General features: G+C 64.4%; 23 protein-coding genes and 1 tRNA gene. 20 read left to right on the top strand and 4 right to left on the bottom strand.

Annotated elements, in window-relative coordinates; genetic code table 11:
- The 4 genes from Q1J79_RS12670 to Q1J79_RS12655 form a co-directional block, all read left to right on the top strand.
- Nucleotides 1-468, top strand: a 468-nt coding sequence (locus Q1J79_RS12670; protein WP_300300891.1) for a YeeE/YedE thiosulfate transporter family protein, incomplete at its 5' end; no start/stop codon positions are given.
- A gap of 12 nt (nt 469-480) precedes the next feature.
- A complete protein-coding gene (locus Q1J79_RS12665) occupies nt 481-1,098 on the top strand; it encodes a YeeE/YedE thiosulfate transporter family protein (protein ID WP_300300889.1) in 618 nt (205 codons plus the stop codon).
- 15 nt (nt 1,099-1,113) lie between these two features.
- The gene (locus Q1J79_RS12660) at nt 1,114-1,317 is read left to right on the top strand and encodes a DUF2892 domain-containing protein (RefSeq protein ID WP_300300887.1); all 204 of its coding nucleotides are present in this window, start codon (nt 1,114-1,116) and stop codon (nt 1,315-1,317) included.
- 110 nt (nt 1,318-1,427) lie between these two features.
- Nucleotides 1,428-1,727, top strand: a complete 300-nt coding sequence (locus tag Q1J79_RS12655; protein ID WP_300300885.1) for an acylphosphatase — start codon at nt 1,428-1,430, stop codon at nt 1,725-1,727.
- Here Q1J79_RS12655 and Q1J79_RS12650 read toward each other — a convergent pair whose 3' ends face one another.
- Complete coding sequence (locus Q1J79_RS12650) at nt 1,728-2,411, bottom strand: NAD(P)H-binding protein (protein ID WP_300300883.1); 684 nt, start codon at nt 2,409-2,411, stop codon at nt 1,728-1,730.
- A gap of 261 nt (nt 2,412-2,672) precedes the next feature.
- Between Q1J79_RS12650 and Q1J79_RS12645 the strand changes: the two genes are divergently transcribed.
- Entirely contained in the window at nt 2,673-2,927 is a 255-nt protein-coding gene (locus tag Q1J79_RS12645) for a hypothetical protein (protein WP_300300881.1), read from the top strand.
- A gap of 23 nt (nt 2,928-2,950) precedes the next feature.
- On the opposite strand, the gene lipB is transcribed toward Q1J79_RS12645, so the two are convergent.
- Nucleotides 2,951-3,694, bottom strand: a complete 744-nt coding sequence (gene lipB / locus Q1J79_RS12640) for a lipoyl(octanoyl) transferase LipB (RefSeq protein WP_300300879.1) — start codon at nt 3,692-3,694, stop codon at nt 2,951-2,953.
- An 80-nt stretch (nt 3,695-3,774) separates the two neighbouring features.
- Here lipB and Q1J79_RS12635 point away from each other — a divergent pair, with 80 nt between their 5' ends.
- The 3 genes from Q1J79_RS12635 (at nt 3,775) to Q1J79_RS12625 (ending at nt 6,640) form a co-directional block, all read left to right on the top strand.
- Nucleotides 3,775-4,014, top strand: coding sequence for a FliM/FliN family flagellar motor switch protein (locus Q1J79_RS12635; protein ID WP_300300877.1), 240 nt, complete (start codon nt 3,775-3,777; stop codon nt 4,012-4,014).
- An 85-nt stretch (nt 4,015-4,099) separates the two neighbouring features.
- Nucleotides 4,100-4,186 (top strand) — tRNA-Leu (locus tag Q1J79_RS12630).
- 156 nt (nt 4,187-4,342) lie between these two features.
- The gene (locus Q1J79_RS12625) at nt 4,343-6,640 is read left to right on the top strand and encodes an NADP-dependent malic enzyme (protein WP_300300875.1); all 2,298 of its coding nucleotides are present in this window, start codon (nt 4,343-4,345) and stop codon (nt 6,638-6,640) included.
- Here the strand turns inward: Q1J79_RS12625 and Q1J79_RS12620 are convergent.
- Nucleotides 6,637-7,524, bottom strand: coding sequence for a LysR family transcriptional regulator (locus tag Q1J79_RS12620; protein WP_300300872.1), 888 nt, complete (start codon nt 7,522-7,524; stop codon nt 6,637-6,639). The genes Q1J79_RS12625 and Q1J79_RS12620 overlap by 4 nt on opposite strands.
- Nucleotides 7,525-7,627: 103 nt before the next feature.
- Between Q1J79_RS12620 and Q1J79_RS12615 the strand changes: the two genes are divergently transcribed.
- Genes Q1J79_RS12615 through Q1J79_RS12575 form a run of 9 tightly spaced genes read left to right on the top strand, consistent with a single transcriptional unit; the run spans nt 7,628 to nt 15,590 of the window.
- Nucleotides 7,628-8,080, top strand: a complete 453-nt coding sequence (locus tag Q1J79_RS12615) for a thioesterase family protein (protein ID WP_300300870.1) — start codon at nt 7,628-7,630, stop codon at nt 8,078-8,080.
- Nucleotides 8,077-8,565: a PaaI family thioesterase gene (locus Q1J79_RS12610; RefSeq protein ID WP_300300867.1), complete on the top strand. Its 489-nt coding sequence runs from the start codon at nt 8,077-8,079 to the stop codon at nt 8,563-8,565. Before Q1J79_RS12615 ends, Q1J79_RS12610 begins: the two co-directional genes overlap by 4 nt.
- A 48-nt stretch (nt 8,566-8,613) precedes the next feature.
- Nucleotides 8,614-9,786, top strand: a complete 1,173-nt coding sequence (locus Q1J79_RS12605; RefSeq protein ID WP_300300864.1) for an isovaleryl-CoA dehydrogenase — start codon at nt 8,614-8,616, stop codon at nt 9,784-9,786.
- Nucleotides 9,783-10,394, top strand: coding sequence for a hypothetical protein (locus Q1J79_RS12600; RefSeq protein WP_300300862.1), 612 nt, complete (start codon nt 9,783-9,785; stop codon nt 10,392-10,394). The genes Q1J79_RS12605 and Q1J79_RS12600 overlap by 4 nt, the downstream gene beginning before the upstream one ends.
- Nucleotides 10,395-10,415: 21 nt before the next feature.
- On the top strand, nt 10,416-11,549 hold the full coding sequence (locus Q1J79_RS12595; protein WP_300300860.1) for an acyl-CoA dehydrogenase family protein: 1,134 nt from the start codon (nt 10,416-10,418) through the stop codon (nt 11,547-11,549).
- Between the two features lie 25 nt (nt 11,550-11,574).
- On the top strand, nt 11,575-13,356 hold the full coding sequence (locus Q1J79_RS12590) for a potassium/proton antiporter (protein ID WP_300300858.1): 1,782 nt from the start codon (nt 11,575-11,577) through the stop codon (nt 13,354-13,356).
- 32 nt (nt 13,357-13,388) lie between these two features.
- Nucleotides 13,389-13,994 (top strand): 2-hydroxychromene-2-carboxylate isomerase, encoded by a 606-nt coding sequence (locus Q1J79_RS12585; RefSeq protein ID WP_300300856.1) that lies wholly within the window; start codon nt 13,389-13,391, stop codon nt 13,992-13,994.
- 32 nt (nt 13,995-14,026) lie between these two features.
- Nucleotides 14,027-14,626, top strand: a complete 600-nt coding sequence (locus tag Q1J79_RS12580) for a 2-hydroxychromene-2-carboxylate isomerase (RefSeq protein WP_300300854.1) — start codon at nt 14,027-14,029, stop codon at nt 14,624-14,626.
- A 10-nt stretch (nt 14,627-14,636) separates the two neighbouring features.
- The gene (locus tag Q1J79_RS12575) at nt 14,637-15,590 is read left to right on the top strand and encodes a DMT family transporter (protein ID WP_300300851.1); all 954 of its coding nucleotides are present in this window, start codon (nt 14,637-14,639) and stop codon (nt 15,588-15,590) included.
- On the opposite strand, the gene Q1J79_RS12570 is transcribed toward Q1J79_RS12575, so the two are convergent.
- Complete coding sequence (locus tag Q1J79_RS12570) at nt 15,575-16,360, bottom strand: SDR family oxidoreductase (RefSeq protein WP_300300849.1); 786 nt, start codon at nt 16,358-16,360, stop codon at nt 15,575-15,577. The two genes, Q1J79_RS12575 and Q1J79_RS12570, sit on opposite strands and share 16 nt — an antisense overlap.
- Nucleotides 16,361-16,533: 173 nt before the next feature.
- On the opposite strand from Q1J79_RS12570, the gene Q1J79_RS12565 reads away from it, so the two are divergent.
- The 3 genes from Q1J79_RS12565 to Q1J79_RS12555 form a co-directional block, all read left to right on the top strand.
- Complete coding sequence (locus Q1J79_RS12565; protein WP_300300847.1) at nt 16,534-18,141, top strand: carboxyl transferase domain-containing protein; 1,608 nt, start codon at nt 16,534-16,536, stop codon at nt 18,139-18,141.
- A 15-nt stretch (nt 18,142-18,156) separates the two neighbouring features.
- A complete protein-coding gene (locus Q1J79_RS12560) occupies nt 18,157-18,954 on the top strand; it encodes an enoyl-CoA hydratase-related protein (protein WP_300300845.1) in 798 nt (265 codons plus the stop codon).
- A 14-nt stretch (nt 18,955-18,968) separates the two neighbouring features.
- Nucleotides 18,969-20,181: biotin carboxylase N-terminal domain-containing protein (locus Q1J79_RS12555; RefSeq protein WP_300300843.1), on the top strand; the 1,213-nt coding region annotated here is incomplete at its 3' end.

Below are 20,181 nucleotides of genomic sequence, written 5' to 3'. Positions count from 1 at the left end.
CTGATCGGCCTGCTGCAGATACCGGCATTCCTGCTGATCAACACGGCGCTCGGCGCCTCGTCATCCTATGTCACTGTGGCCGGTCATCTGGCCGGCTTCGTTGATCCCGCCGTGGCGAAGATCGACTACTTCGCCAAGCATCTCGCCGGCGCCAAGAACTGGTGGCAGGTCGCGCTGGTGATCGGTGTCGCCCTGGGCGCGGCCCTGTCCGCGCGGCTGTCCGGCGCCCAGCGCCCGGCCATGTCCTATGTCTGGTCACGGGGCTTGGGAATCACCAGCCTGTCCGGCCGCCTGCCGCTGGCTTTCGTGGCCGGCTTCATCATGCTGTTCGGCGCCCGCATCGCCGATGGCTGCACCAGCGGCCACGGCCTGTCGGGCATCGCCCAGCTTTCCATCGGCTCGTTCATCGCCGTGGCTGCCATGTTCGCCGGTGGCATCGCCACCGCCTTGTTCCTGCGCCGCGTCTAGGAGGAGGGGATCATGAGCGTGTTATCCGCCATCTTTGTTGGCCTGGCCATGGGGCTCGTCTTCGGCCTGGCCCTGGAAAAATCCCGTGTTTTTGAACCCGGCGTGATCGTCGGCCAGATGCAGCTGCGCAATTTCACCATGCTGAAGGTATTCCTCAGCGCGGTGGCCACCGGCCTGGTGGTGCTGGCGGCCCTGAATGGGTTCGGCATGATCAAGCTGGCGCCCAAGGCCACGCTGTACGCCGCCGATATCGTCGGCGGCCTGATCCTGGGCGCCGGCATCACCCTGGCCGGTGCCTGTCCCGGCACGGTGCTGGCCCAGGTTGGCGCCGGTTACCGCGATGCCTGGGTTACGCTGCTCGGTGGTGTCTGCGGCGCCATGGCCTTTGGCTATCTGGAACCGACCCTGAAGCCGTGGATCTCCGGCGGCCCCGGCAAGCTGACCCTGGACCAGATGGCCGGGTTGCCCTTCTGGCAGGTGGCGCTGGTTCTGGCTGCCCTGCTGGTCGCCCTGCTGGTGATCATGGAGCGCTGGCGCCCGTGGCGCGGCGAGCTCGGCCGCAATGTCGACGGCGATACCGAGCGGACGATGCCGGTCGGCGGCGGCACCCGCATTGCTCCGCAAGTCTGAAAGGAAGGCTTCCCCATGAGAAGCAATGTTGGCGGCATCGACCGCGTTCTTCGCATCCTGGTTGGCCTCGGGCTGCTTTCCCTGCTGGTCTGGTATCCGGGCGAGTGGCGCTGGGTCGGCCTGGTTGGCCTGGTACCGTTACTCACCGGCCTGTTCAGCTTTTGCCCGCTCTATACCCTGCTGGGGCTGAATACCTGCCCGCTGAAATCGGCGGAGTGAGGCCGGCCCGGCGCCTCGCCCGGCACAGCCCTAGGACTACGACCAAGGCATAAGCAGAGCCCGGTCCGGCCCTCTGGCCGGGCCGGGCGCCGGCAGTTTAAGCTGGCGCCATGAGCAAGATGGTGCACCGCTATTTCGTCACCGGGCGAGTCCAGGGCGTCGGTTTCCGCTACTGGGCCGCCGGCCGGGCGAAGCATTACGGGCTGGTCGGCTGGGTGCGCAACCGCCGCGATGGCCGGGTCGAGCTCCTTGTCTATGGCGAGACCGATGCCCTGCGCAGCCTGGAAAATGAGCTGCGCGACGGCCCCCCGGCCGCTTTGGTACAGGGCGTAGAACCCGCGCCGGTCACCCCCGAGGAAGCCGAACTGGCCGCCGGCGCAACCGGCTTCGAGCAGACGGCAACGCTGTAACTACAGCGCGTTGATATCCGGCACGTCCAAGACGTGCTTGGGCGCCCCTGAATGGGCGCAGGCGATCATGGCGCGGCCGACCTGTTCGGTGGTGGTCAGCGATTGCGGCCACAGCGTCCTGATCAGCGGCAGGAACGGCATCAGCAGGATGTAGGCCAACCGGTAGACCCGGCTTTTCGGCTTGATGCCATGCAGCGGTTCGATGGCGCCGGGGCGGAACATATAGGCAGCCCTGAACGGCAGGGCGAGCAGGGCATTCTCGGTGCGGCCCTTCACCCGCGCCCACATGACCGGGCCGGTTTCGCTGCTGTCGGTCCCGCGGCCCGAGACATAGGTGAAGGTCATGCCGGGATTGAGCCGGGCGAGCGTGCGGGCGGCAGCCAGGGTCAGGTCATGGGTCACCCGGCTGTAAGCCGCCTCGCTCATGCCGGCCGAGGAAACGCCCAGGCAGAAGAAGCAGGCATCGAAGCCGGTGAGGCGATCCTCGATGGCGCTGTAGTCGAACAGGTCGGCATGGATCAGGTCTTCCAGCTTGGCCGCCTCGGGCAGGCGACCCATCGGGGTCGTGCCCTTGGCCGGGCTGCGGCCGATAGCAACCACCCGGGTCACGCCGGGGTCGGCCAGGCATTCGCGCAGCACGCCCTGGCCGACCATGCCGGTGGCGCCGAAGAGTAGGACGTTCATGGGGACCTGCCGGGCGTGAAGTGAGGGGATGGTGCAATCAGGCGATCATAGTCTGTCGCTATGTTCCTGTAATTGGACATCCGGCCGGCTATTCCCGGTAATGCGAAACGAGCGCTAACGAACCTGACCGGTGAGAAACGAAGCAAGGCGAAAGTCGACAAGGGTGGCGATGGCGCGGCGGCGTGGAATGCAGCAAACTGGAAATACAACGGGTGGCCCTGCGTTATCTGATCTTTTAGACATGAAAAATGTAATAAGTATATGGAAAAAAATAAAAAATACAAACTAAGCCTGAAGGAATGGCTGGTGTGCTACGCGGGCTCGCTGGGCTTTGGCGGCCTGGCCTGGTGGGCCACCGGCAATCCCTGGATCGGCGGCGGCGTGCTGGTCGCCTTTACGGCAGCCTATGTCTTTTATCTGTCGGGCCGGGTGCCCAAAGAGGTGCGGCCGGTCTCCACTGAAGGGTTGTCGCGGCAGCAGAAAAGAGAGCTTAATAGAAAGTCTAAAAATAAGTAATTTTAATAAGTTATTTTGTATTATTAATCTTGTTTCTGACATGAATTACCCAGCCGGTCGAGCAGGATGGGTTTGAGGGTATCGCGCAGGATGAGGTCAACCTCGGGCAGGCTGGCGGTATGGCCCAGGTCGGCCAGAGAGGTGACGCCAAAGGGCTCGGCCTCGGTATTCTGGATGCCGCAGGCGACGATGCCGTCATAGTGGTCCAGCGCCGGATCGACGTTCAGACTCAGGCCATGGAAGGTGATCCAGTGCCGCACCCGCACGCCGATGGCGGCGATCTTGTCTTCCCGGCCGGGGCCTTTGTCAGACGGTTGGCCCTGGTCCGGGCGGGCGACCCAGACGCCGACCCGGCCGGCACGGATTTCGCCCCTGATGTTGAAGCGGGCCAGGGTGGCGATCACCCAGTCCTCCATCCGGCAGACGAAGGCCCGCACGTCCTTCCCGCGCCGGTTGAGGTCGAGCATCAGGTAAACCACCCGCTGGCCGGGGCCGTGATAGGTGTACTGGCCGCCGCGGCCGGCGGTGTAGACCGGAAAGCGCGGGTTCAGCAGGTCGGCCGGCCTGGCCGAGGTGCCGGCGGTATAGAGCGGCGGGTGCTCCAGCAGCCAGATCGCCTCCAGGGCCTGGCCGGCCCGGATCGCCGCGACCCGCTCTTCCATGGCGGCCAGGGCGGCCTCGTAGGGTATCTGGCTGTCGCTGACGACCCATTCGACCGGGCCGGCCGGGGTGTCGATCTGGGCGGAGGGCGGGGGAAGGGCCGACATGGGGATAACGGAAGCCTTAACGCTGTGCTAACCTTGCCCGGGTTACTTAGCGTCTGCAGAGTTCCGAAGGAAGGTGCAGCATGGCCATCAATACGGCGGTGAACGACGTCTCGGTCGAAATCTCGGTCGTGCTGGGCAAGGCCACCATGCCGATCCACCAGGTGCTGAAGGTCGGCCGCGGCGCCGTGATCGAGCTGGATGCCAGCGTCGACGACCATGCCTGGATCTTCGCCAACAACAAGCTGATCGCCCGGGGCGAAATCGTCATTTCCGGCGAGAAGGTGGCGGTTTCGATCACCGACACCATGTCCGACGAATAGGGCCGGATCGGCCCCGAGGAATAGCCCCGGCCCGGCCTTGAATACCCCGGCCGGATTTGCTATTCCCCCGCGTCGCCCGAAAAATGCGGTCGTGGCGGAATTGGTAGACGCGCAGCGTTGAGGTCGCTGTGGCCGAAAGGCCGTGAAAGTTCGAGTCTTTTCGACCGCACCATATCTCTGAAGGCAGGGGGATTATCCCCCCGATGGCGGCCCTCCCACTTTCATCCCCGATGCGGCTGTTGTAAGCCTGATTCCCCCAAGAGAAGCTGGCGGGGCAATCCTGCCTCGGCCGGCGAACACTGATCGTTTCGATCTCACGAGTGATTCGATGACCTCCGATCTCGACCGCGCGGCGCTGGAATACCACCGGCTGCCCAAGCCCGGTAAGCTGGAAATCACCCCGACCAAGCCGCTCGCCACCCAGCGCGACCTGGCCCTGGCCTACAGCCCCGGCGTCGCCGCCGCCTGTGATGCCATCGTTGGAGATCCGGCCCAGGCCGCCGAGCTGACCGCCCGCGGCAACCTGATCGGCGTGATCTCCAACGGCACCGCCGTGCTCGGCCTGGGCAATATCGGGCCGCTCGCCTCCAAGCCAGTGATGGAAGGCAAGGCGGTGCTGTTCAAGAAATTCGCTGGCATCGACGTCTTCGACATTGAGATCAACGAGACCGATCCGGCCAGGCTGATCGACATCATCGCGGCGCTGGAGCCGACCTTCGGCGGCATCAACCTGGAAGACATCAAGTCGCCGGAATGCTTCGTGGTCGAGCGCGCCCTGCGCCAGAAGATGAAGATCCCGGTCTTCCATGACGACCAGCATGGCACGGCGATCACCGTGGCGGCGGCCGTGCTGAACGGCCTGCGCGTAGTGGGCAAGAAGATCGGCGATGTGCGCCTGGTTGCCTCCGGCGCCGGCGCCGCGGCGTTGGCCTGCCTCGACCTGCTGGTCGAACTGGGCGTGAAGAAGGAAAACATCGTCGTCAGCGACATCGTCGGCGTGGTCTACGAGGGCCGCACCGAGCAGATGGACGAGTTCAAGGCGCGGTATGCGCGGCCGACCAACCATCGCACCCTGGGCGATGCCATCGTCGGCGCCGACGTTTTTCTTGGTCTTTCGGCCGCCAATGTGCTGAAGGGCGAGATGGTCGAGAAGATGGGGCCGAAGCCGCTGATCCTGGCGCTGGCCAATCCAACTCCGGAAATTCTGCCTGAGGTGGCCAAGAAGGCGCGGCCGGATGTGGTGATTGCCACCGGGCGTTCGGATTATCCGAACCAGGTCAACAACGTCCTGTGCTTCCCCTTCCTGTTCCGTGGCGCGCTCGATGTGGGCGCCACCACGATCAACACGGAAATGGAACTGGCCGCCGTGCGGGCCATTGCCGACTTGGCGATGGCGGAAATCTCCGACATCGTTGCCCGCGCCTATGGCAACGACGAGGAAATGAGCTTTGGCCCCGACTATTTCATCCCCAAGCCCTTCGATCCGCGCCTGATCCTGCAGATCGCGCCGGCGGTGGCGCAGGCGGCGATGGACAGCGGCGTCGCGACGCGCCCGATCGCCGATATGAATGCCTATCGCGAAAGTTTGGAGCGGTTCGTCTACCGCACCGGTTTCGTGATGCGGCCGACCTTCGAGCGGGCCAAGCGTCGTCCGATGCGCCTGATCTATGCCGAGGCCGAGGACGAGCGCGTGCTGCGCGCGGCGCAGATCGTGCTGGATGACAAGGTGGCCCAGCCGATCCTGATCGGCCGTCGCGCCGTGGTCGAAAAGCGCATCGAGAAACTCGGCCTGCGCCTGAAGCTGGGCCAGAATGTCGAGTTGATCGATCCCGAGCGTGACGACCGCTATCACGAATACTGGAGTGGCTACCTGGCGCTGATGAAGCGCAAGGGTGTGGCGCCCGACGATGCCCGCATGGTGATCCGCACCAATACCACGGTGATCGCGGCCATGGCCGTGCATCGCGGCGAGGCCGACGCCATGATCTGCGGCGCTGTGGGCCAGTATGACCAGCACCTGCCGCATATCGTCGATGTGATCGGTCTGCGGGCCGGGGCGCAGCTGCCGGCGGCGATGCAGTTGCTGGTGCTGCCGCATGGCATGCTGTTCATCGCCGACAGCAACGTGAACCTCGATCCCAGCACCGACGAGATCGTGGCCATTGCCCAGCTCGCGGCCGATGAGGTGCGTCGTTTTGGCCTGGTGCCGAAGATCGCGCTGCTGTCGCATTCCAATTTCGGCACCTCGTCGGCGCCGTCGGCACGGAAGATGCGGGAGGCGACCCGCCGCCTGCATGAATTGATGCCCGATGTCGAAATCGAAGGCGAGATGAAGGCTGATGCCGCAGTCTCGGAGGCGATCCGCGAGAAGCTGATGCCCGATGGCAACCTGAAGGGCAGCGCCAACCTGCTAGTGATGCCCAATCTGGATGCGGCCAATATCGCCGCCAATCTGGTGCGCCAGATGGAGCAGGGCTTTTATGTCGGCCCGATCCTGATGGGCATGGGCAAGTCAGCCCATATCGTGTCGCGCAATGTCACGGTGCGCGGCCTGGTCAACATGAGCGCCGTCGCCGTTGTCGATGCGCAGGATCATGCCGATGGCGCCATGGGCCGCGGAGCCTAATGCCCGATGACAGGATGCCGCGTTGCGGCATCCCAGTCATGACCGGCGGCGAAATCGCGGAAAGGCTGCGTGACGGCTTCGCCGCCTTTGCGCCAGACCATCCCGATGCGATGACTCTCGCGCAGTTCGGGTAGCGTCAGGGTGGCCACGGTTTCATCGGCCAGCCAGTGCGGCAGGATCGCGATGCCAATCCCGGCGCCGACCAGGGCCAGCAGGCCGTGATCGCTTTCGGCGCGGCCGATGATGCGTGGCCGCACATTCAGCGTGGCAAACAGTTTTTCGGCAGCCGGCATGATTTCGGCCTGCGGGCGGATCACGAAGGGCTGGTCCTGCAGGTCGCTGATCCGCGCCGTGCTGCGATGGGCCAGCGGATGCTGCGGCGGTACCGCCAGAAGATAGCGCTGGCGAAACAGGTTCAGGGCCTGTTCGTCCTTGTCTTCCGGCAATGGCAGGATCGCTGCGTCGATGCGGCCCAGATCAAGCCGTCTGCCCAGGGTCGACGCCGGCGCCTCCAGGATTTCAAGGGCCGTGTCGGGATGCGCAGCGGCAAAGCTGCCGAGCAGGGCAGTCAGCCGCGGTTGCGGTAATCCGGAAACATAACCCAGGCGCAGGCGCTGGCGCGCCGGCTTGCCTTCCTGGCGCAGTTCGCGCCGCGCCGCGGTCCATTCCTGCAGCAGCAGACGGGCGCGGGGTAGGAAGCGGGCGCCAGCCGGGGTCAGTTGGGCGGCCCGGCTGCGGTCGAACAGGCTAGCGCCGAGGGATTCCTCCAGCCGCTTGATGCCGGCCGACAGGGTCGGCTGGGTCACATTGGCGCGCTCGGCTCCCCGGGTGAAACTGCCGGTTTCGGCCACGGCCATGAAATAACGGATCAGGGTCAGGTTCATGATTATAGAGAAAACCTATTTGGATTATAAAGACAATTGATTTTCTCTATTTTGTCCTGCGCGTTATAGAGGCAGGCGAGGAAACACCAAAAAGGAGCAGACGATGGCCGAACGCTACGTCGAAACCCTGCGGCTGATGACCCAGGCCTGGCAATGCGACCATCTGGGGCACGTCAATGTCAGCTTTTACGTCGGCTGGCTGGGGGATGCCGCTTTTGCCATCGGCGCCATGCATGGCATGCCGCGCGAACGGGTGGAGGCGGAGAATATAGGCACGGCTGCCGTGCGCATGGAAATCGACTATCAGGCCGAGCTGCGCGGCGGCGACATGGTGCGGATGGAAACCACCGTGGAAAGCATTGGCGAGCGCAAAATCGTATTCCGGCACCGGCTGATCCGCGTCGGCGACGAGAAGCTGGCCATGTCAGCCCGGTTGACCGGGGTCTGCATCGACCTGGGACAGCGCCGGTCGCGCGCCTTTCCGCCGGACTTCGTCGAGCGGATCGCGGCAACCTTCGGAATTACGCCTGTTGCACCGAAGAGCGCAGTAGCATGAATACGGTGCCTGATTTCAAACCGCAGGACCCGGATTTCGAGGCGCGCATCCGCGACAGTTTCGACCGTCAGCCGGCCATGCACCTGATCGGCGCCCGCATGATCGTGGCGCGACCAGGCCATTGCGAGATCGAATTGCTGCGGCAGCCGAAGGTGACCCAGCAGCATGGTTTCGTGCATGGCGGCATCGTCGGCATGGTCGCCGATTCTGCTGCCGGTTATGCTGCCTATAGCCTGTTTCCGGCCGATTCCACGGTGCTGACCGTCGAATACAAGCTCAACCTGATGGCACCGGCCGATGCCGATCGCCTGGTGGCGCGCAGCATCGTCACCCGCCATGGCCGCATGCTGACGATCTGCAGTCTCGACGTGTTCGGCCATAAAAATGACAAGATGACGCATTGCGCCACCGGTCTGGCAACCATGATGTGCATCATGGGGCGCAACGATGCCCCGCTGGATGCGCAGCCGGGCCCGATCCGTTAATATCCTGCCACCCGATTCAGAATATTCCTGTCCGAGAAGGGTATCATCATGATTGCCAATTCCTATCCGACGCTCGATTTCGGGCTGGGCGAAACCGCCGATATGCTGCGCCAGTCCGTGCGCGGCTTTGTCGACAACGAACTGGCGCCGCGCGCCGACGAGATCGACAAGAGCAACCATTTCCCGCGCGATCTGTGGACCAAGCTGGGCGATCTGGGGCTGCACGGCATCACCGTGGAGGAGGAATATGGCGGCTCGGGCCTGGGTTATCTCGAGCATTGCATCGCGATGGAAGAGGTCAGCCGCGGCTCGGCCTCGGTGGGCCTGTCCTACGGCGCGCATTCCAACCTCTGCGTCAACCAGATCCGCCGCAATGGCAACGCGGAGCAGAAGAAGCGCTACCTGCCGAAACTGATCTCGGGCGAGCATCTTGGCGCGCTGGCGATGAGCGAACCGAATGCCGGATCCGATGTCGTGTCGATGAAGCTGCGCGCCGAGAAGAAGGGCGACCGTTACATCCTCAACGGCAACAAGATGTGGATCACCAACGGGCCGCAGGCCGATGTGCTGGTGGTCTATGCCAAGACTGATCCCGCCGCCGGGCCGCGTGGCATCACGGCCTTCCTGGTCGAGAAGGGTTTCAAGGGATTCTCCACCGCGCAGAAACTCGATAAGCTGGGCATGCGTGGCTCGGACACCGGCGAACTGGTTTTCACCGATTGCGAAGTCCCGGAGGAGAACGTCCTCAACCAGGTCGGCCGTGGCGTCAATGTGCTGATGAGCGGCCTGGATTACGAGCGTGCCGTGCTGGCGGCCGGCCCGATCGGCATCATGCAGGCAGCCCTTGATGTGGTGCTGCCCTATATCCATGAGCGCCAGCAATTCGGCCAGCCGATCGGCAGTTTCCAGCTGATCCAGGGCAAGGTCGCCGACATGTATACCGAGATGAACGCGACCCGTGCCTATGTCTATACGGTGGCGCGTGCCTGCGATCGTGGCCAGACCACGCGCAAGGACGCCGCCGGGGCCATCCTGTTCGCTGCCGAGAAAGCCACCAAGATCGCGCTGGATGCGATCCAGATCCTGGGCGGCAACGGTTATATCAATGATTATCCGACCGGCCGCCTGCTGCGCGACGCCAAGCTGTACGAGATCGGCGCCGGCACGTCGGAAATCCGGCGCATGCTGATCGGCCGCGAAATCTTTGAGGAGACCAAGTGAGGCGGCTGCCATTCTTTCTTGCCGTATTGCTGTTTGCCTGCCCGGTCGCGGCTGATGAGCATGAGTCGCAGTGGGAGGCGTTGCGCGCCGCCCGGCAGCGCGTCGGCTGGACCGCGGAGGGGCTGACGCCAGCACCGCAGATCGCCGAGACTTTCACGGCGCCGATGGGTTATCGCGTCGAGCGGTATTTGTGGAAAGCCCAGAAACCGGCCGGCGCCTTCGCGCTTGCCGTTCTGCGCGACCTCAGTGATGACGATCATTACCTGAGTGGCCCGGTGGACCTGATGAAATTCGCCACCACTGTGCTGAAAGGCCTGGAGGCTCCGACGCCCAGGGCGCTGGAGCAGTCGGATATCCGGGTGGCGACTGGCAATGGTCCGGTGCTGACGCGGCGGTTCGAGCTCGGTCTGCGGCAATGCCTGGTGCTGGGCTTTTATGCCGAACCGCAAGGCAAGCAGGATGGCCCGGTTGCCGCGAAGGAAGAACCGCTGGCGGAAGGCAGCCTGCGGCTGGATGGTGTTTACTGCGCAACGGCCGGCCAGCCGCTGACGCCGCAGCAGGTGCTGGCCTATGCCGCCGGCATGAAGCTGCGGCCGGCAAAGAACTGAGAACGATCGGGGAGGACGGCAATGCTGAGCCAGGAACAGCAGATGGTGCGCGACATGGCGCGCGATTTCGCCCGTGAAAAGCTGGCGCCGGGCGCTGCCGAGCGCGACCGCACAGCCGAACCGCCGCGCGCCCTGCTGCACGACATGGGCGCGCTCGGCCTGATGGGCATGGGCGTGCCGGAGGAATGGGGCGGCGCGGGAGCCGATTTCGTTTCCTATGTGCTGGCGCTGGAGGAAATCGCCGCCGCCGATGGCGCGGTCAGCACCGTCATGTCGGTCAACAATTCGCCTGTATGCGCGGCCCTGCTGCGCTACGGCACGCCGGCACAGAAGGAACGCTACCTGAAGCCGCTCGCGCGTGGCGAATGGATTGGCGCCTTCTGCCTGACCGAGCCGCAGGCCGGATCGGATGCCTCGGCGCTGAAGACCAGGGCCCGTCGCGAAGGTGATGGCTGGGTCGTCAGCGGCGTGAAGCAGTTCATCACCTCGGGCTCGATCGCGAAGCTGGCGCTGGTCTTTGCCGTCAGCGATCCCGGCGCAGGTAAACGGGGCATTTCCTGTTTCCTCGTGCCGACCGACACGCCCGGCTACACCGTCGCCAGCGTGGAGAGGAAACTGGGGCAGAAATGCTCGGATACCTGCCAGATCGTGTTCGACAACCTGAAAGTGGGGAATGATGCGCTGCTGGGCGAGGAGGGCGAAGGGTATCGCATCGCCCTGGCAAACCTGGAATCCGGCCGCATCGGCATCGCCGCCCAGGCCACCGGCATGGCGCGGGCGGCCTTCGAGGCCGCTCTGGCCTATGCCGGCCAGCGCGAGGCCTTCGGCACGGCGATCATCAACCACCAGGCCGTTGGGTTCCGCCTCGCCGATATGGCCACCCGCATCGAGGCGGCGCGGCAACTGGTGCTGAACGCGGCACGGCTGAAGGATGCCGGCCGGCCCTGCCTCAAGGAAGCCAGCATGGCCAAATTGTTTGCATCCGAAATGGCCGAACGCGTATGCTCGGATGCCATCCAGATTCACGGCGGTTACGGCTATCTCGCCGACTTCCCGGTCGAGCGCATCTATCGCGATGTCCGGGTCTGCCAGATCTACGAAGGCACCAGCGATGTGCAGCGGCTGGTCATCAGTCGCGCCCTGACGGGAAGCTAGCGGCCACGGCCAGAAGGAACGAGGATTGAACCAGGCCAACGAGATACTCTTTGTTGCATCTCTGTTGGTCCTGGTGAGCATCTTCGCCGGGTCGGCCTCCAGCCGCTTGGGCGTACCCTTCCTGCTGGTCTTCCTAGGTCTCGGCATCTTTGCCGGCGAGGGGGGGCCCGGCGGCATCGTCTTCCGTGACTACCAGCTTACCTATGCGGTGGGCTCCGCCGCGCTCGGCATCATCCTGTTCGATGGCGGCCTGCGCACCAAATTCGCCACCGTGCGCCTAGTGGCCGGGCCGGCTTTCGCCCTCGCTACCGTGGGCGTGCTGGCTACTGCCGCCCTGGTTGGCGTGGCGGCCCATTTCGCTCTCGGGCTCGGCCTGCTCGAATCTTTCCTGGTTGGCGCCATCGTCGGCTCGACCGACGCGGCGGCCGTGTTCTTCCTGCTCAACATGAAGGGCCTGGCGCTGCAGAAGCGCGTCAGCGGGACGCTGGAGGTCGAGTCCGGCATCAACGATCCGATGGCCATCTTCCTGACCATGGTCTGCGTCGAGCTGGTGCGGCTGGGCCAGCCGCCCGACAGCCTGCAACTGGCCCTGCTGTTCGCCGCCCAGATGCTGGGCGGCCTGGTGGTCGGCGTGGTCGGCGGCTTCCTGCTGGTGGCCCTGTTCAACCGTGTTCCGGTCGCCGGTGGTCTTTACCCGATCGTTGCCATGGCCGCGGCCCTGCTGATCTTCTCGGGCGCGCATTTTGTGCAGGCCTCGGGCTTCGTCGCCGTCTATGTCGCCGGGCTCGTGCTCGGCAACCGCCGTCATCGCGGGGCTCAGGTGATCCTGCGTTTCTACGACGGCTTGAGCTGGCTGGGGCAGATTGCCATGTTCCTGCTGCTCGGCCTGCTGATGACGCCAGAGGAAATGACACCCTATACGGTGGGCAGCGGCATTATTGCGGCCATTCTGATCCTGCTGGCTCGTCCGGTGGCCGTGCTGCTCTGTCTGGTGCCATTCCGCTATACGTGGCGCGAGATCGGTTTCGTTTCATGGGTTGGCTTGCGTGGCGCCGTGCCGATTTTCCTTGCCACCATTCCGGTATTGGCACAGTTGCCCAGATCGGAGCTCTATGTGACTGCGGCCTTCGTCTGCGTAGTCGCGTCTCTGACTGTACAGGGCTGGACCATCGGTCCTGTGGCGCGGTTCTTCGGGCTGGAACTGCCGCCCAAGCCAGAAGCGGTGACACGAACCGACCTCGATCTCGGCTCCACGTTGGATCGCGATGTCGCCAGTTATCGCGTCGAGGCCGATGCCCCGGCGCTGGGCTATCGCTACAGCGAACTGCCGCTGCCGCGCCGCTCGCGCATCATCAGCGTGATCCGCGATGGCGCCGTGATGGATCGTTTGAAATTGGAGAATCTGGCGCCCGGGGATTACCTCTTGGTGCTGGCCCCGGCCGAGCATTTCTTCCAGCTTGATCGCCTGTTCACGGCGCGCCGGCAAAGCAAACGCGAACGCAAGCGCGCTGAACGCGGTGAAGAAGTGTTTGGCGAATTCGTACTGGCTGGCGACACGCTGATGGGTGAGGTGTCGATGCTCTACGGCATTCCGGTGGACGAAAAAGATCACAGGGAGCCGGTGGGGGCTTATGTGCGCCGCAAGCTGCGCCACCGGGCCGTGGTCGGCGATCGCGTGCGGGTCGGTCCGGTGGAATTCGTGGTGCGGGAAATCCGCAATGAGAGGATTACCTCGGTCGGCATCGAGCTGGAGCCGGAAGAGCACCCGATCCTGCGTGGCTTCCGTCGCGCCTTCGGTTTCGACTAGACTGCAAAGAACAAGAAACGACGGAGGAAGTCATGCCGGCCCCGCTGGAATTCTATTTCGATTTTTCCTCTCCCTACGGGTATATCGCGGCCGAACGGATCGACCGGATTGCAATCAAGCATGGCCGCAGCGTCGACTGGCGCCCGATGCTGCTGGGGGCAGTGTTCAAGGTGGCCGGCAGCAAACCGCTGACGGAGTATCCGCTGAAGGGGAAATACTCCACGCACGACTTCAACCGGTCGGCGCGCGAGCATGGTATCGCGTTCAATATGCCCGCCACCTTTCCGCTGCCGACCCAGGGCGCGGCGCGCGGCGTTTATTGGCTCAAAAAGCTATTGCCCGAGAAGGCTGTGCCTTTCATTAAAGCTGTTTATGCCGCGTATTTTGTCGAGGGCAGGGATATTTCTTCGCCAGACATGATTGCCGATATTGCCGCTGGCCTTGGCATTGATCGCAAGGCGTTCCTGGAAGGGATCGAGAATCCGGAAATCAAAGCCAAACTGCGCGAGGTGACCGAGGACGCGATCCATAATCGCAGCGTCTTTGGCTCGCCGTTCGTTTTCGTCGATGGCGAACCCTTCTGGGGCGCCGACCGGCTGGATCAGATCGACCGCTGGCTGCAGCGCGGCGGCTGGTGAGTTTTTTGTAGATAAGAACAAGGAAACGTCCGATGGCCGACCCGATTGTCTTTTACTGGGATTTCCCTTCACCCTACGCCTATATCGGCGCCAACGAGATCGAGGCAGTGGCGGCCAGGCATGGCCGTGGCGTCGACTGGCGGCTGGTTTCGATTGGCCATCTGTGGAAGGCGATCCCCGACCGCACGCCGTTTCCCAAGATCAAAATGGATTACATGATGCATGACTGGACGCGCTCGGCCCAGCTGGCCGGCCTGCCCATCGTCACCACGCCCAATCCGTTTCCCACCGATGCCAAGCTGCCGCGCCTGCTGTTTTATCGCCTCAAGGCGCAGGATGCTGCAAAAGCCGCGGCCTTCGCCAAGGCCGCCTTCCGGCAATACTGGGGCGAGGGGAATGACATCGCCAGGCCTGAGCAGCTGATGGGGATCGTGAAAGCGCTCGGTATCCCTGAAACGGAGATCGCCGCCGCCGCTGAAGATGGCGCTGCCCGGCAGGCCGTGCTGGATGCCACCGCCGAGGCGATCGCCCTCAAGGCGTTCGGCACGCCGACCTTTGTTGTCGATGGCGAGATGTTCTGGGGTTCCGATCGCATCGATCATCTCGACAAATGGCTGGCCCGCAAGGCCTGAGTCAGTCACGATGAGCAACAAACCTGCCGGCGGCAGCCTGCTTGCCGCGCTTGGTCTCGTGGCCACCGCGCTGCTCTGGGGCGCGATGATCCCGATGACCCATGCGCTGGCGACGCGCTATCTCGATCCGTTTTTCGTCTCGGCGATCCGCTACCTGATCCCGGCGCCCCTGCTGATCGGCATGGCCTTCCTGTTCGACCGGCGCTCGCCATTCCATGCGCCGCTGCCCTGGGCGATCGTGTTCAGGCTTGGCGCCGGCATGGCCTGTTTCTCCATCTTCTACACCATCGGCATCATGCTCTCCGATCCGGTACGGGCCGCGATCGCCATGAGCTGCGGTCCGCTGGTCGCGGCTCTGCTGACCAAGCTGATGCTGCGGGTGCCGCTGGCGCGCGGCTTCTGGCCGGCGGCGATCTGCGCCGTGATCGGCGCCAGCCTGGTGGCGCTGGATGCCGTGCGGCCGCGGGCGGGGAGCGCCGCCGATACCGGATATGCCGGCGAGGTTTTGCTGGTGCTCGCGATGGTGAGCTGGAGCTGGTATTCGATCAAGGTGCAGGCTTGGCTCGGGCCGCTGGGCTGGAGCCAGATGCGCATCACCTGCCTGACCTCATTGGCCGGCGGCATCCTGATCTGCGCATTGTTTGCCGTGCTGGCTGGATTGCAGCCGACGCGCCTGCCCGCTGAAATGCCCTCGGCCGCAGTGCTCGGCATGCTGGCCTGGGTCGGCATCGGCGGGGCCGGGCTGGCGATCCTGTTCTGGAATTTTGGCGTCAGCCGTGTCGGCGTGCCGGTCGCCACGCTTTATACCAGCTTGGCGCCGGTGTTTTCCGTCGGCGTGGCGGCGGCTTTCTTTGGTAGCACGGTGACCCTGCAGCAGATCGCCGGCGGGATGCTGATCCTCGCCGGCGTGGTCCGCATGCAATGGCTGCAAGCCAGGTCGATCCGACTTCAGAAAATGGTGTAGGCGCCGTCGATCACGAAGCTGTCGCCGGTGTGATAGCTGCTGGCGTCGCTCATCAGATAAACGGCAATGCCGGCGAAATCCGAACCCTGGCCCCAGCGGCGCGCCGGGATGCGTGGCAGCACGTTGCCGCTGAATTTCGGATCGGCCACACCGGCAGCGGTCATTTCCGTCTCGATCCAGCCGGGCAGGATCGAATTGGCGGTCACGTTATAGCGCGCCATCTCGACGGCCAGGGCGCGAATCACGGATACCATGGCGCCCTTGCTGGCGGCATAGGATTGCGCGCGGGCGGCGCCGTGCACCGATGCCGTGCTGGCCATGCCGACCAGACGCCCGCCCGAGGTGTCGCCATTCTTGCCGCGCTCGACCATGTGCCGGGCGGCGGCGCGCAAGGTGAAAAAGGCGCCGTCCAGATTGACCGACAACACCCGGCGCCATTCCGCCGTGCTGAGTTCGTGGAAGGCGGCGCGGGCCTGGCTGACGCCGGCATTGGCGAAGCAGCCATCGATCCGGCCCATCATCTTCAAAGCCTCGGCGAAGCTGGCCTCGACCTGGGCTTCGTCGGCAACATCCACCTTCTGCACCAGCACGCGATGGCCATGAGCCTTCAGTTTCGCTTCCGCGGCGGCATTCTTGTTCGGATTGCCGCCCCAGATCACCAGGTCGCAGCCGGCCTGCGCCAGGCCCTCGGCCATGCCCAGTCCGATGCCGCCGTTGCCGCCAGTCACCAGGGCAACCTTGCCGTTCAGATCGAAGCCTTTGCCGGCCATGTTCCCTCCATAGATTTTGTCGATGTTGCCAATAGATAGAGCAAATTCACCGCCCACTATCCGGCACGTATGCTTTTCGCGTCAAGACGGGGGCCGCACCCCTTGCGGCGGGCGGGGGGCGCTGGCATGTTCGCCCGGTATTGCCCGAGAATGAAAAGCAGAACGCCAAGGTCATGAGCGCGCTAACCAGCCAACTCGATACCCGTTCGGCAGCCTTCCGCGACAACGCGGCGCAGATGCAGGCACTGGTCGACGATCTCAAAGCCAAAGTCCACCTGATCAAGCAGGGCGGTGGCGACAAGGCACGCGAAAAGCATCTTGCCCGTGGCAAGCTGCTGCCGCGCGACCGCGTCCGCACCCTGCTGGACCCGGGTTCGCCTTTCCTCGAACTCAGCCAGTTCGCCGCTTGGGACATGTATGGCGGCGACATCCATGCCGCCGGCGTGATCACCGGCATCGGCCGGGTGATGGGCCGTGAATGCGTCATCGTCTGCAACGATGCCACCGTGAAGGGCGGCACGTATTTCCCGATGACGGTGAAGAAGCATCTGCGGGCCCAGGAAATCGCCTGGCAGAACCGGCTGCCCTGCCTGTACCTGGTCGATTCCGGCGGCGCCAACCTGCCGACCTGGGACGATGTGTTTCCCGACCGCGAGCATTTCGGCCGCATCTTCTACAATCAGGCCAACATGTCGGCCGACGGCATCCCGCAGATCGCCGTGGTGATGGGATCCTGCACCGCCGGCGGCGCCTATGTGCCGGCGATGTCGGACGAGTCGATCATCGTGCGTAATCAGGGCACCATCTTCCTTGGTGGGCCGCCGCTGGTGAAGGCGGCCACCGGCGAGATCGTCTCGGCCGAGGAACTGGGTGGTGCCGACGTGCACGCCCGTGTCTCCGGCGTCAGCGACCATTATGCCATGAACGACGCCCATGCCCTGGGGCTGGCGCGCCGCATCGTCGGCAACCTCAACGGCGTGAAACAGGTCTCGGGCGATATCCGCCCGCCGCTGCCGCCGCGTTTCGACCCGGCCGAGCTTTACGGCGTGATCCCGAAGGACGGCCGCATCCCGTTTGATGTGCGCGAGATCATCGCGCGCATCGTGGACGATTCCGAGCTGGACGAGTTCAAGAAGCTGTATGGCAGCACGCTGGTCTGCGGCTTTGCCCGCATCCACGGCTATCCGGTCGGCATCATCGCCAATAACGGCATCCTGTTCTCGGAAAGCGCCTTGAAGGGCGCGCATTTCATCGAACTGTGCTGCCAGCGCAACATTCCGTTGCTGTTCCTGCAGAACATCACCGGATTCATGGTCGGCAAGAAATACGAGTCCGGCGGCATCGCCCGCGACGGCGCCAAGCTGGTGACGGCGGTATCCTGCGCGAAAGTACCGAAATTCACCGTGATCATCGGCGGCTCCTATGGCGCCGGCAATTACGGCATGTGTGGCCGGGCCTATTCGCCGCGCCTGCTGTTCATGTGGCCGAATGCCCGCATCTCGGTGATGGGTGGCGAACAGGCGGCCAGCGTGCTGGCGACGGTGAAGCGCGATGGCATCGAAGCCTCCGGCGGCGCCTGGAGCAAGGACGAGGAAGAGGCCTTCAAGAACCCGATCCGCGCGCAATATGACCGTCAGGGCCATCCGTATTACGCCTCGGCGCGCCTGTGGGACGATGGAATCATTGATCCGGCCGATACCCGCACGGTGCTCGGCCTTGGCCTCAGCATGTCCCATAACGCACCGATCGAGCCGACGAAGTTCGGCGTGTTCAGAATGTAAGGCTGGGGAAACGCCATGAGCGAGACGCAGGACCTGGTGCTGCTGAATACCGATGCGCGCGGCATTGCCACCGTGACGCTGAACCGGCCGCAAATCCACAATGCCTTCAATGACGATGTGGTGCGGCGCCTGGGCGCGATCTGGGCCGATCTGGCCGGGCGCAGCGATGTGCGTGTTGTGCTGCTGCGTGGCGCCGGCAAGAGTTTTTCCGCCGGTGGCGATCTCGACTGGATGCGCAAGTCGGGCCAGGCCACGCCGGAGCAGAACCGCGCCAGTACTCTGGGCATGGCGCGTATGCTCAAGCAACTCAACGACCTGCCGCAGGCCGTACTGGCCCTCGTGCATGGCAACTGCATGGCCGGCGGCACCGGCCTTGCCTCGGCTGCCGATATGGTGGTGGCCACCAGGGCGGCGCAATTCGCGCTGACCGAAGTGCGCCTGGGTCTGACGCCAGCGACCATCTCGCCCTATGTGGTGGCGGCGATGGGCGCGCGGCAGGCACGGCGCTATTTCTTAACAGGCGAGCGTTTCGGTGCCGAAGAGGCCTGCCGCATCGGCCTGGTACACGACGTGGTGGCTGATGAAGCCGCACTGGAAAGCCGGGGCAATGAGCTGGTCGCGGCCCTGCTGCAGGGCGCGCCGGGCGCGATCCGCGACAGCAAGGTTCTGATCGGCCGCGTCGCCAACCGCCCGGTCGACGACGAGATCATGGAATTCACTGCCCGCAACATCGCCGACCGTCGCGCCAGCGCGGAGGGGCAGGAGGGGCTTGCCGCCTTCTTCGAGAAGCGCAAGCCGAATTGGGCGAACTGAGTGGAGTTGAGCGCGTGTTCCGCAAGATCCTGATCGCCAATCGCGGCGAGATCGCCTGCCGGGTCATCCGCACCGCCAGGCGGCTCGGCATATCCACTGTCGCGGTCTATTCCGATGCCGATGCCCGCGCCCGCCATGTCGCCATGGCCGACGAGGCCGTGCATATCGGCGGTGCGGCCGTGCGCGACAGTTATCTGGTTGCCGAACGGGTGATCAATGCCGCGAAGCTGACTGGCGCGCAGGCGATCCACCCCGGCTATGGCTTCCTGTCCGAGAATGCCGGCTTCGCAAAGGCCTGTGCCGAGGCCGGGCTGGTCTTCATCGGCCCGCCGCCCGCCGCCATCGAGGCGATGGGCCTGAAGGGCGCGGCAAAGGCGCTGATGGAAAAAGCCAGGGTGCCGGTGGTACCGGGTTATCATGGCGACGACCAGTCGCCCGAGTTGCTGGCGAAGGAAGCCGGGCGCATCGGTTATCCGGTGCTGATCAAGGCGGTGGCTGGCGGCGGCGGCAAGGGCATGCGCCGCGTCGATTCCGCGAAAGACTTTGCCGCCGCTCTGGCTGGCGCGCAGCGCGAGGCCGCCAATGCCTTTGGCGACGACAAGGTGCTGCTGGAAAAATACCTGGTGAAGCCGCGCCATATCGAAATCCAGGTCTTCGCCGATAGTCACGGCAATGCCGTGCATCTGTTCGAGCGTGACTGCTCGGTGCAGCGCCGCCACCAGAAAGTGCTGGAAGAGGCGCCGGCGCCTGATATGCCGCCGGCGATGCGCGCCGCGATGGGCGAGGCCGCCGTGGCCGCGGCCACGGCGATCGGTTATGTCGGTGCCGGCACGGTGGAGTTCATCGCTGACGTGTCTGACGGCCTGAAGCCTGACCGTTTCTATTTCATGGAAATGAACACCCGCCTGCAGGTCGAGCATCCGGTCACTGAGATGATCACCGGGCAGGACCTGGTGGAATGGCAGCTGCGCGTGGCTTCCGGCGAAAGATTGCCGCTGGCCCAGAAGGATCTCGCCATCGACGGTCATGCCGTCGAGGCGCGCATCTACGCGGAAGACCCGCAGAAGAATTTCCTGCCTTCGGTGGGCGTGTTGCATCGCCTGCGGCCGCCGGCGGAGGATGCGCATGTCCGCGTCGATACCGGCGTGCGCGAGGGCGACGCGGTCACGCCATATTATGATCCGATGATCGCCAAGCTGATCGTATGGGACCGCGACCGTCTGTCGG

The organism is Ferrovibrio sp. (genome assembly GCF_029255545.1).
GTDB lineage: Bacteria > Pseudomonadota > Alphaproteobacteria > Ferrovibrionales > Ferrovibrionaceae > Ferrovibrio.
The sequence above is the reverse complement of the archived record's forward strand: the minus strand, read 5'-3'. Positions and strand labels throughout refer to the sequence as shown.

What these genes read in the sequence shown, in the direction of transcription:
- Q1J79_RS12665 (WP_300300889.1), top strand. Translation starts at nt 481, where the DNA reads ATGAGCGTGTTATCCGCCATCTTTGTTGGCCTGGCCATGGGGCTCGTC.
- Q1J79_RS12660 (WP_300300887.1), top strand. Translation starts at nt 1,114, where the DNA reads ATGAGAAGCAATGTTGGCGGCATCGACCGCGTTCTTCGCATCCTGGTT.
- Q1J79_RS12655 (WP_300300885.1), top strand. Translation starts at nt 1,428, where the DNA reads ATGAGCAAGATGGTGCACCGCTATTTCGTCACCGGGCGAGTCCAGGGC.
- Q1J79_RS12650 (WP_300300883.1), bottom strand. Translation starts at nt 2,411, where the DNA reads ATGAACGTCCTACTCTTCGGCGCCACCGGCATGGTCGGCCAGGGCGTG.
- Q1J79_RS12645 (WP_300300881.1), top strand. Translation starts at nt 2,673, where the DNA reads ATGGAAAAAAATAAAAAATACAAACTAAGCCTGAAGGAATGGCTGGTG.
- lipB (WP_300300879.1), bottom strand. Translation starts at nt 3,694, where the DNA reads ATGTCGGCCCTTCCCCCGCCCTCCGCCCAGATCGACACCCCGGCCGGC.
- Q1J79_RS12635 (WP_300300877.1), top strand. Translation starts at nt 3,775, where the DNA reads ATGGCCATCAATACGGCGGTGAACGACGTCTCGGTCGAAATCTCGGTC.
- Q1J79_RS12625 (WP_300300875.1), top strand. Translation starts at nt 4,343, where the DNA reads ATGACCTCCGATCTCGACCGCGCGGCGCTGGAATACCACCGGCTGCCC.
- Q1J79_RS12620 (WP_300300872.1), bottom strand. Translation starts at nt 7,524, where the DNA reads ATGAACCTGACCCTGATCCGTTATTTCATGGCCGTGGCCGAAACCGGC.
- Q1J79_RS12615 (WP_300300870.1), top strand. Translation starts at nt 7,628, where the DNA reads ATGGCCGAACGCTACGTCGAAACCCTGCGGCTGATGACCCAGGCCTGG.
- Q1J79_RS12610 (WP_300300867.1), top strand. Translation starts at nt 8,077, where the DNA reads ATGAATACGGTGCCTGATTTCAAACCGCAGGACCCGGATTTCGAGGCG.
- Q1J79_RS12605 (WP_300300864.1), top strand. Translation starts at nt 8,614, where the DNA reads ATGATTGCCAATTCCTATCCGACGCTCGATTTCGGGCTGGGCGAAACC.
- Q1J79_RS12595 (WP_300300860.1), top strand. Translation starts at nt 10,416, where the DNA reads ATGCTGAGCCAGGAACAGCAGATGGTGCGCGACATGGCGCGCGATTTC.
- Q1J79_RS12585 (WP_300300856.1), top strand. Translation starts at nt 13,389, where the DNA reads ATGCCGGCCCCGCTGGAATTCTATTTCGATTTTTCCTCTCCCTACGGG.
- Q1J79_RS12580 (WP_300300854.1), top strand. Translation starts at nt 14,027, where the DNA reads ATGGCCGACCCGATTGTCTTTTACTGGGATTTCCCTTCACCCTACGCC.
- Q1J79_RS12575 (WP_300300851.1), top strand. Translation starts at nt 14,637, where the DNA reads ATGAGCAACAAACCTGCCGGCGGCAGCCTGCTTGCCGCGCTTGGTCTC.
- Q1J79_RS12570 (WP_300300849.1), bottom strand. Translation starts at nt 16,360, where the DNA reads ATGGCCGGCAAAGGCTTCGATCTGAACGGCAAGGTTGCCCTGGTGACT.
- Q1J79_RS12565 (WP_300300847.1), top strand. Translation starts at nt 16,534, where the DNA reads ATGAGCGCGCTAACCAGCCAACTCGATACCCGTTCGGCAGCCTTCCGC.
- Q1J79_RS12560 (WP_300300845.1), top strand. Translation starts at nt 18,157, where the DNA reads ATGAGCGAGACGCAGGACCTGGTGCTGCTGAATACCGATGCGCGCGGC.